This is a genomic window from Streptomyces sp. CNQ085 (genome assembly GCF_022614595.1).
Lineage (GTDB): Bacteria > Actinomycetota > Actinomycetes > Streptomycetales > Streptomycetaceae > Streptomyces.
In genome coordinates this window covers 1-8,113 of record NZ_JAJFAU010000187.1, presented here as the reverse complement: position 1 = coordinate 8,113, position 8,113 = coordinate 1, and the positions used below count along the sequence as shown (strand labels likewise).

The 8,113-nt window shown below is 73.7% G+C and carries 7 protein-coding genes and 3 pseudogenes; 2 read left to right on the top strand and 8 right to left on the bottom strand.

Annotation, left to right across the window (positions count from 1 at the left end):
- The 3 genes and pseudogenes from LJ221_RS22100 to LJ221_RS22090 all read right to left on the bottom strand — a co-directional run.
- Positions 1-277, bottom strand: a pseudogene (locus LJ221_RS22100) (hypothetical protein); the annotation flags it as partial.
- Positions 278-697 (bottom strand): SDR family NAD(P)-dependent oxidoreductase, encoded by a 420-nt coding sequence (locus LJ221_RS22095; RefSeq protein WP_241718477.1) that lies wholly within the window; start codon positions 695-697, stop codon positions 278-280. It abuts the pseudogene before it with no gap.
- A 52-nt stretch (positions 698-749) separates the two neighbouring features.
- On the bottom strand, positions 750-1,529 hold the full coding sequence (locus tag LJ221_RS22090; protein WP_241718476.1) for an SDR family oxidoreductase: 780 nt from the start codon (positions 1,527-1,529) through the stop codon (positions 750-752).
- Between the two features lie 198 nt (positions 1,530-1,727).
- Between LJ221_RS22090 and LJ221_RS22085 the strand changes: the two are divergent.
- Both LJ221_RS22085 and LJ221_RS22080 read left to right on the top strand, forming a co-directional pair.
- Positions 1,728-2,596, top strand: a pseudogene (locus LJ221_RS22085) (helix-turn-helix transcriptional regulator).
- Positions 2,597-3,094: 498 nt separating this feature from the next.
- Positions 3,095-3,799 carry a phosphatase PAP2 family protein gene (locus LJ221_RS22080; RefSeq protein ID WP_241718475.1) on the top strand — a complete coding sequence of 235 codons (705 nt, stop codon included), beginning with the start codon at positions 3,095-3,097 and terminating at the stop codon, positions 3,797-3,799.
- A gap of 17 nt (positions 3,800-3,816) precedes the next feature.
- Here the strand turns inward: LJ221_RS22080 and LJ221_RS22075 are convergent, their stop codons facing one another.
- The 5 genes and pseudogenes from LJ221_RS22075 to LJ221_RS22055 form a co-directional block, all read right to left on the bottom strand.
- On the bottom strand, positions 3,817-5,142 hold the full coding sequence (locus LJ221_RS22075; RefSeq protein WP_241718474.1) for a glutamate-1-semialdehyde 2,1-aminomutase: 1,326 nt from the start codon (positions 5,140-5,142) through the stop codon (positions 3,817-3,819).
- Positions 5,139-5,702 (bottom strand): dTDP-4-dehydrorhamnose 3,5-epimerase family protein, encoded by a 564-nt coding sequence (locus tag LJ221_RS22070; protein ID WP_241718473.1) that lies wholly within the window; start codon positions 5,700-5,702, stop codon positions 5,139-5,141. Before LJ221_RS22070 ends, LJ221_RS22075 begins: the two co-directional genes overlap by 4 nt.
- Complete coding sequence (locus LJ221_RS22065) at positions 5,699-6,961, bottom strand: polysaccharide pyruvyl transferase family protein (RefSeq protein WP_241718472.1); 1,263 nt, start codon at positions 6,959-6,961, stop codon at positions 5,699-5,701. Before LJ221_RS22065 ends, LJ221_RS22070 begins: the two co-directional genes overlap by 4 nt.
- Positions 6,958-7,905 carry a glycosyltransferase family 2 protein gene (locus LJ221_RS22060; protein ID WP_241718471.1) on the bottom strand — a complete coding sequence of 316 codons (948 nt, stop codon included), beginning with the start codon at positions 7,903-7,905 and terminating at the stop codon, positions 6,958-6,960. The genes LJ221_RS22065 and LJ221_RS22060 overlap by 4 nt, the downstream gene beginning before the upstream one ends.
- Positions 7,902-8,113 (bottom strand): annotated as a pseudogene (locus LJ221_RS22055) (hypothetical protein); the annotation flags it as partial. The gene LJ221_RS22060 and the pseudogene LJ221_RS22055, both read right to left, overlap by 4 nt.

The window sequence follows — 8,113 nt, the reverse complement described above, 5'->3', positions numbered from 1 at the left end:
CCGCCGCGGTGGCGGCGGCGATCCGGCCCGGCGAGGCGCGGCGGTACGGCTGAACCGTACCGTCTGTCACGGCCGCGTGCTCCGCCGTGCTGCTCGGGGCGGCGAACGCGGCGCGCCGGGAGCGGACGGCGGGGATGCCCGCCACCAGCGGCAGGAGCGCCTGGCCGTCGTGGAGGTTCGCGCCCGGGACGCCCGGCGAGGGAGTCCGTGGCGGCCCTGGCGGCGAAGTAGGGGCCAGGCAGGGCTGGGCGCCGCCCTTGACGCTGGTGCTGGACACTCAGATCACCAGGCGCCGCCCGGCCTTGCGCATGGCGGGCAGCACGGCACGGTTGACGTGCTGGGTCGACAGCACGTTCACGTCATAGAGCTCGGCGCGCTGCTCGGGGCCGAATGCCTCGGTGGGACCGGTGACCATGTGTCCGGCGTTGTGGATGAGGACGTCGATGCGGCCGTGCTCGGCGAGGACGCGGCTGATCGCCGCGTCGACGGAGTCGTCTCTGGAGGCGTCTAGTTCGACGGAGCGCGGGTCTACGCCGTGTTTCACACGGTAGGGGAAGGCCGCCTCGGCCTGGGGGGCGTTGCGGGTGGCGGTCTGGCGCATGCCCGCGCAGACGGTGTTGCCGCTGTCGGTGGGGGCTCGGGCTGTGAGGGCGCCGGATCCGCTGGACGCTCCGGTGATCACAACGATGCCGCTCATGGCTTTGCTCTCCTTGAGGTGAGGTCCCAGACGTCCGGGCCCTGATGGACGATCAGGCGAGGCCACCGTTGGTGTAGAGGACCTGGCCGTTGATCCAGCGGGCCGGACCGGCCAGGAAAGCGACCGTCTCGGCGATGTCCTGTGGGGTGCCGAGCCGCCCCAGCGGGGCGGCCTTGACGAGGTTGTCGATCGTGGCTTGGTTCTTGCCCTCCGGAAACAGCGGCGTTGCGGTGGGGCCGGGGGCCATGGCGTTGACGGTGACGTCCTTGCCACGCATCTCCCGGGCCAGCACGAGCGTCATCGCCTCGACCGCGCCCTTGCTCGCCGCGTAGGCCCCGTACGCCGGGAACCGGAGACGGGTGACGGAGGTGGAGAAGTTGACGATCGCGCCCCCGGCGCGGACGCGTCGGGCCGCCTGCTGGGCGACCACGAAGGTGCCGCGGATGTTGGTGCGGTGCATCCGGTCGAGGTCGTCTAGGTCCAGCGTCGCGATCGGCGACAGCTTCATGACGCCGGCGGTGTGGACGACGACATCGATGCCGCCGAACTCCCGCTCCACCGCGTCGAAGGCCTCGGACATCTCGTGCTCGTCGGCGACATCCCCGCCGACGGCGAGGGCCAGGCCGCCCGCGTGGGTGATCTCCATGACCGTCGCGCCGGCCTTGGCCTTGTTGCCCGCGTAGTGCACGCCGACCGCGAAGCCGTCGCGCACCAGGCGCTCGACGACCGCCCGGCCGATGCCGCCGGAGCCGCCGGTGACCAGGGCCACGCGGGGGCGGTCGGCGCCGGGGGCGGGCAGGGCGGGGCTCTTGGCGAACTCCTGGGAAGGCATGGAACTCCTTGAGAAGGCTGGGATTGAGGGCGCGCCGCGACGACTGGCTCGCGGCGGGGGTGTGCAGGCTCGCCGTCGATGGCGCTCATGCCTGCGCCTTCAGCCTGGGCCACCGGAGCGGTGTCAGCCAGGGCTGTCCTCACCCTGGGGTTGCCGTCCCCTGGCTCAGCCGCCCCCGCCGCCGCGAGAATGAGCGGTGTGAACCACGCTGAACTCGCCACGTTCCTGCGCTCCCGCCGCGACCGGATCCGCCCGTCCGACGTCGGGCTGACGGCCGGGCCCCGGCGGCGGGTGCCCGGCCTGCGACGCGAGGAGGTCGCCCAGCCTGCGGGCCTGTCAGCGGACTGCTACACCGAGCTCGAACGCGGACGCGGCGCCCAGCCCTCCGTCCAGGTACTGGCCGCCCTCGCCCGGACGCTCCGGCTCGACGGCGACGCCCGCGACCACCTCTTCCACCTCGCCGACCGGCCCGTACCACCGGCGGCCTACGGACCGGCCGCGCACGTCCAGTCCGGACTGCTCGCCCTGCTTGACCGGCTCGCCACCACACCCGCCCAGGTCATCACCGACCTGCACGAAGTCCTCGTCCAGAACCCCCTGGCCGCAGCCCTCGTCGGCCGGCCCCCGGTGGCCCGCGGCCGCGAGGCGAGCTTCGTCCACCGCTGGTTCACCGACCCAGCCGCCCGCGCGATCTATCCGGCCGAGGACCACCCCCACCACTCCCGGGTCTTCGTCGCCGACCTCCAGGCCGTCGCCGCCCGGCGCGGCCGTGACAGCGAGGTGAAACAGATGGTGGACGACCTGCGGCGGTGCAGTCCGGAGTTCGCGCTCTCTGGGACACCCACGACGTAGCGCTGCGGCGCACCGACCACAAGCGCATCGTCCACCCCGTCCTGGGCGTCATCGAGCTGGACTGTCACAGCATGTTCGGTGAGGACGGCTGCCAGCGCCTGCTGTGGTTCACCGCCCCACCCGGCACTGAAGGCGCCAGCCAGCTGGACCTGCTCTCCGTCATCGGCACACAGGACATGGCCAGCGCGGACGACACCTGGCGACTGCGGGCCTGACCCAGGACCGGCGACACGATAGACACAACGACGGGGCCACCGACCGCCATCAGGCCGGGCCCTCCCACGCTACAGGCGAGCACGGCCGGGGAGACCTCCCCTCCCAGGCGCCGGGCGACCTCCTCCACCGGCGCCGCCTCGTCCAGCACCGCCCGGTGCGGCCGGCGCCACAGCCCGGCCTCGGTCCAGCGCGTCCACCGGGAACTCCGCTTCCGCACCTGCCCCGGTGCCGACCGGCGGACTCCACGACGGCGGTTTGCCGCGACCCCGTGGTGGGTTAGGTTTATGAACGGGGTCCGGCCGCGTTCCCCGGTCAGTGTGGTGGGCCGGGGCCGGGATCGTCGGACTGCCCGGGCCGGAGTATGAGTTCGGCCGGTCCGTGGCCCCACGGGCACCGGGGCACGGGTCACCGCTGCGCATGGCGAACGGGAATCACCGGAAGGCAGGTCGGGCGGGCTGCGGGGAGGCATGGAGTCGAGGGCAGGACGCGGTGGGCGTGTGACCGGCCGGCCGGTGCCGGCGGCGCCGCTCTCATCGCTGCGCGTGTGGCTCGGGCCAGTCGCGGTCCTCGCCGCGCTGGCGGTCGCCGTGCTCGGGATCCTGTACGCCGGCGACAGCGAGCCCGGAACGGTGGACGCGAGGATCGGGGCGGCGGTGGACGGCGCGCAGCCACCGTGGCGGCACGCCGCCGTGGTCACGGACTTCCTGGGGGAGCCCGTGGGAGCGGCGGCGCTGGTCGCGGCCACCGTGACGGGCTGCCTGCTGCTCCGGCGTCCTCGCGCGGCGGTGCTCACCGTGGCCGGCACCGGCATGGCCGTGGGGGCGACGAAGCTGCTCAAGCCTTTGGTGGGACGCACCATCCACGACGGGCACCTGTCCTACCCCAGCGGGCACACCGCCTTCCTCACGGCTCTCGCCCTGGTGGTGGCACTGCTCGCGACCGGCCGGTCCGGCCTCGGCGGGGCGGCGCGCGCGTCGCTCGTGCTCGCCGCGGCGGCGATCGCCGGCGCCGCCATGGGCTGGGCGCAGGTCGCCCTGGGCGCGCACTACCCGACCGACGCCGTCGGCGGCTGGTGCACCGCGCTGGCGGTGACACCGGCGGCCGCGTGGCTGGTCGATCGGGCCGCCGACCGCCCGGCCGACCGCCCGCCCGGCCGCCCGGACGGCTGGCCGGGCGGCGCCGACCGGACGGTGTGCCGCTGACGCGGTGTCACCTCATGTCATGCCAGGCGGCGGAACACGGGCTTCACCGGCCGCCCGGCCAGCCAGGGGGTGGGGTCGGCCGCGTCCAGCGCCTTCCGGTACACCGCGCACGCCCGGGCCACCACCTCGACGGTGCGGTCGATGTCGGCCTCACCGAGCGCGCTGCTCACCACGAACGACGGGGCCAGCACCCCGCCCGTGAGGAGCAGACGCAGGAACAGGGTGCGGTACCGCTGCGACGGCTGCCGGTGCTCGTCGAGGGTGGCGAAGACCAGATTGCTGGCCCGGCCCCGGACGAGGAGGTGTTCGCCGACGCCCATGCCGGCCGCGGCGTCGCGGACACCGGCGGCCAGCCGCTCGCCGAGGGCGTGCAGCCGTGCGGTGATGCCTTCCTCGGCATAAGTGGTGAGCACGGCCATCGCGGCCGCCAGGGAGTGCGTCTCCGCACCGTGGGTGGTGGACAGCAGGAACACCCGGTCGCCGGAGTGACGCAGTCCGCCGCGTTCCATCAGATCGCGGCGTCCGGCCAGTGCGGAGACGGCGAACCCGTTGCCCAGCGCCTTGCCGAACGTGGAGAGGTCGGGGACGACGCCGTACAGGCCCTGGGCGCCCGCCTCGGACCAGCGTAAGCCGGTGATCATCTCGTCGAAGACCAGTACGCAGCCGTGCCGGTCGGCCAGCTCGCGCAGGCCGGCGAGATACCCGGGCGGCGGCTCGGTGTAGGTGGCGGGTTCGAGGATCAGGCAGGCGACCTCGCCCCGGTAACGGACGAGCAGCTCCTCCACGGCGGCCAGATCCCCGTAGGGGAAGGCCACGGTGAGCTCGTCGGTGGCCGCCGGAATGCCGGCGGACATCGGCGTGGTGCTGATGAACCAGTCGTCGACGGAGAAGAAGGGATGGTCGGCGCAGACGGCCACCCGCGGACGCCCGGTGGCGGCGCGGGCGAGGCGCACTGCGGCGGTGGTGGCGTCGGAGCCGTTCTTCGCGAACTTCACCATCTCGGCGGTCGGCACCGTGGCCAGGAAGCGCTCGGCGGCCTCGACCTCCACGATGGACGGCCGGACGAAGTTGCTGCCGCGGCCGAGTTCCCGCCGCACCGCCTCGAGCACCCGCGGGTGGGCGTGGCCGAGGCTGACCGACCGCAGGCCGGAGCCGTACTCGATGTACCGGTTGCCGTCGACGTCCCACACATGGGCACCGAGGCCGTGGCTGATGACCGGCGCCAGGTTCTCGGGGTACTGGTCGTCGCCCTTGGCGTAGGTGTGCGCGCCTCCGGGGACCATGGCGTGCAGCTGCTCGTTCGCCGCCCGCGACCGGGGCAGCCGGAACTCCTCGGTGGTCACGCCCTCCTCACCTCTCCCCGTGCCTTCAGGACCTCGGCCAGGCCCGGCGCTTCCCGGTCCCGCCGGGACATCGACGTGACCGGCAGCGGCCAGTCGATGGCGAGCTCCGGGTCGTCAAAGGCGATCGTCACGTCCTCGGCCGGATCGTGCGGGCGGTCGATCCGGTAGGAGACGTCGGCGGTCGCGGTCAGGGCCTGGAAGCCGTGCGCGCACCCCGCCGGTACGTACAAGGTCGCCTGCGTCTGGTCGGACAGTTCGAAGAAGGCCCGGCCCAGGTACGTCGGCGAGCCCGGCCGCAGGTCCACCACGGCGTCGAAGACCCGCCCGTACGAGCACCGCACCAGCTTGGCCTCGCCGGCGCCGGAGCGCAGGTGCAGGCCGCGCAGCACGCCCCGGACCGAGCGGGACAGGCTGTCCTGGACGAAGGCGTCCGGGTCGAGGCCCACCGAGCGGATCACGTCGGCGTCGAAGGTGCGGCAGAAGAAGCCGCGTTCGTCGGTGTGCGGCGTCGGTTCGAACAGGTGGGCGCCGGCGATCGCCGGAACCTCGGTCGCCTTCAAGGAGTCTCCCGTGTGCTGTGGGTGTGGGTGTGGGTGTGGGTGTGGGTGCGGGTGCGGGTGTGGTCGGCCGCCGGGAAGAGAGCCGCGGTCAGGGCGGCGAACTGCCGCTCCAGGCGTCGGGCGGTTACCAGGTTCTTCCCGGCGAGGATCCGCCGCAGCTCCGCGGACCGCTCCTCCAGCGCCCGGAACTGCCCGAGCAGCCGGTCGGGGTCCACATCGCGGGCCGGATGGCAGTACGCGTCCAGGCCCATCCGGGCCATGAGCGCCCCGCTCTTCGCCGCGTAGCCGAGTGCGAGCGTCGGAGTGCCGGCCTTCAGCGCGCAGACCAGATTGTGGTACCGGGTCGCCACCACGGCGTCGGCGGCCGCCGCCTCCTCCATCAGGCCGGCCAGCGAGTCCGCTGCGGCGGCCGTGACCAGGGGCGAGTCCACCGCTTCGAGGATCGCGTCGACCACTGGCGCATCGCACTCGTCGCCGGTGAGCAGCCGGACCTGTCGGCCGTCCTCGACCAGCGCGCGGACGAAGCGGGTCGTCCCGTCGAGGTAGCGCCGGTGGATCTCCTCGGCCCGGGCACGGTCGTCGTTGCCGCCGTGGAAGTCCATGACGCCGACGCACACCCGGCCCGACCGGCCCGGTGACGCGCTCGGCGCCGGCAGGGCGAAGGCGAGATCCGGGTAGACCTCGTCACGCGCGGTGTCCACGCCCATCGCCCGCATCGCGTCGCGGGACAGGACGTCCCGGTACGACCGGTAGGCGGCCAGCCGCGCCGACCAGCGGATCAGGGCCCTGGTCGGCCGGTCGTTGATCGTGTCCGCCCCGACGCCGACCAGGGCGACCCGGGTCCCGAACAGCCGGCCGGCCGCGCAGAGCAGGAACAGCGAGTACGGGAAGCCCCACGGCCGCAGCGGCAGTGTGGCCTCCAGGACGCCCATGCCCGGCACGATCACCACGTCGTGCCGTCGCACCCAGGCGGCGGTGCGGACGGCGTCGACGAGTTTGCCCAGACCCTTCGCCGCGACCGCGCCCGCGCGCGACGCGGTCCGGTACTCCCCGCGGTACCAGTGCAGCCGAGTCGCGGGGATCTTGTACCGGGCGGTGACGGCCTCGGGGCCGCCGCACATCGCGTCCACGGCCGCCTCCGGGTGTCCGGCGCGGAGATAGCCGAGCACGGCCTCCAGCGACCCGTCGTTGCCGAGGTTGCCGGAGCCGAGCAGGCCGAACACCCCGACGCGCACCGGGTTTCCGCCCGCGGGCGTCATGCCCGCCTCCCCTCGCGGCCGGCGACGAGGGCGTCGACGGAGACGGCGAGCCGGTCCGGCGCGACCGGGGCGCGGTCCTCGACCCGCTCGCCGGCGCCCGGCCGGACCCGGCTGGTCGCCCACGCGGCCAGGTGGCGGTAGCAGGCACGCCGGTCGGCCGGGGACAACGGCGCCCGCCGGATCGCCGAGACGAAGCCCCAGACGTACTCGGCGAGCAGCCGGGGCGTCGGGTGCAGCGGGCCTGCCCGGCGCGGGTCCAGGTTGACGCACCGGGAGCGTTTGGAGGGGTTGGCCCGCTCGGCGCGGGTGGGGTGGTCGCGGCGGAAGTACAGCAGCTCAGGCACCTGGTGGAAGGGCCCGTGCAGGGTGATCTCGGCGACGAACGTGCGGTCCGCGTGGTGGTAGCTGCCGTGCGGTTTCACCCGGCGCAGTACATCGGCCCGCATCACCCCGTAGAAGTCGTCGCCACCGGGCTCGAACAACAGACTGCGGAAGCGCTCCGGCGCGTGCGGCGAGTCGGTGGCCAGCCCGTACTCGTAGGGGACCTTCACCCGGCCGTCGCCGTCGATGACCGCCTGGCCGCTGTGCGCCAGGATCACCTCCGGACGCTCGTCCAGCGCCTCCACACAGGCCCGCAGCAGATCCCGGGCGTACAGGTCGTCGTGAGAGGCCCACTTGAACAGTTCGCCGCGGCACTGGGTGAACACGTGGTTGTGGTTGGGCGCGGCGCCGATGTTCCGCGGTAGCCGGATGTACCGGACGCGCGAGTCCCGCGCGGCGTACTTCCGGCAGATGTCCTCGGTCCTGTCGGTCGATGCGTTGTCGGAGACGACCAGTTCGAAGTCCTCGTAGGTCTGGCCGAGCAGGGCGTCGAGTGCCTCGGCGAGGTACTCCTCGCCGTTGTACACGGGCAGGCCGATGCTCAGCCGGGGGTGGGCGTTCATGGCGTCCTCACTTCGGGGGTGGGATCGGGGGAGTGCTCGCGCAGGGCGGACCGCAGCTGCAGCCACCACACGGCCGAGCCGCAGACGGTCGCGGCGGCGACGCCCCAGGCCGAGCCGGCCGCACCGGCCGCTGCCGCCCCGCCGAGCCCGCCGCCGGCGTAGCAGGCGGAGGCGAACAACTGGCAGCGCAGACTGCGCCGGGCCGCGC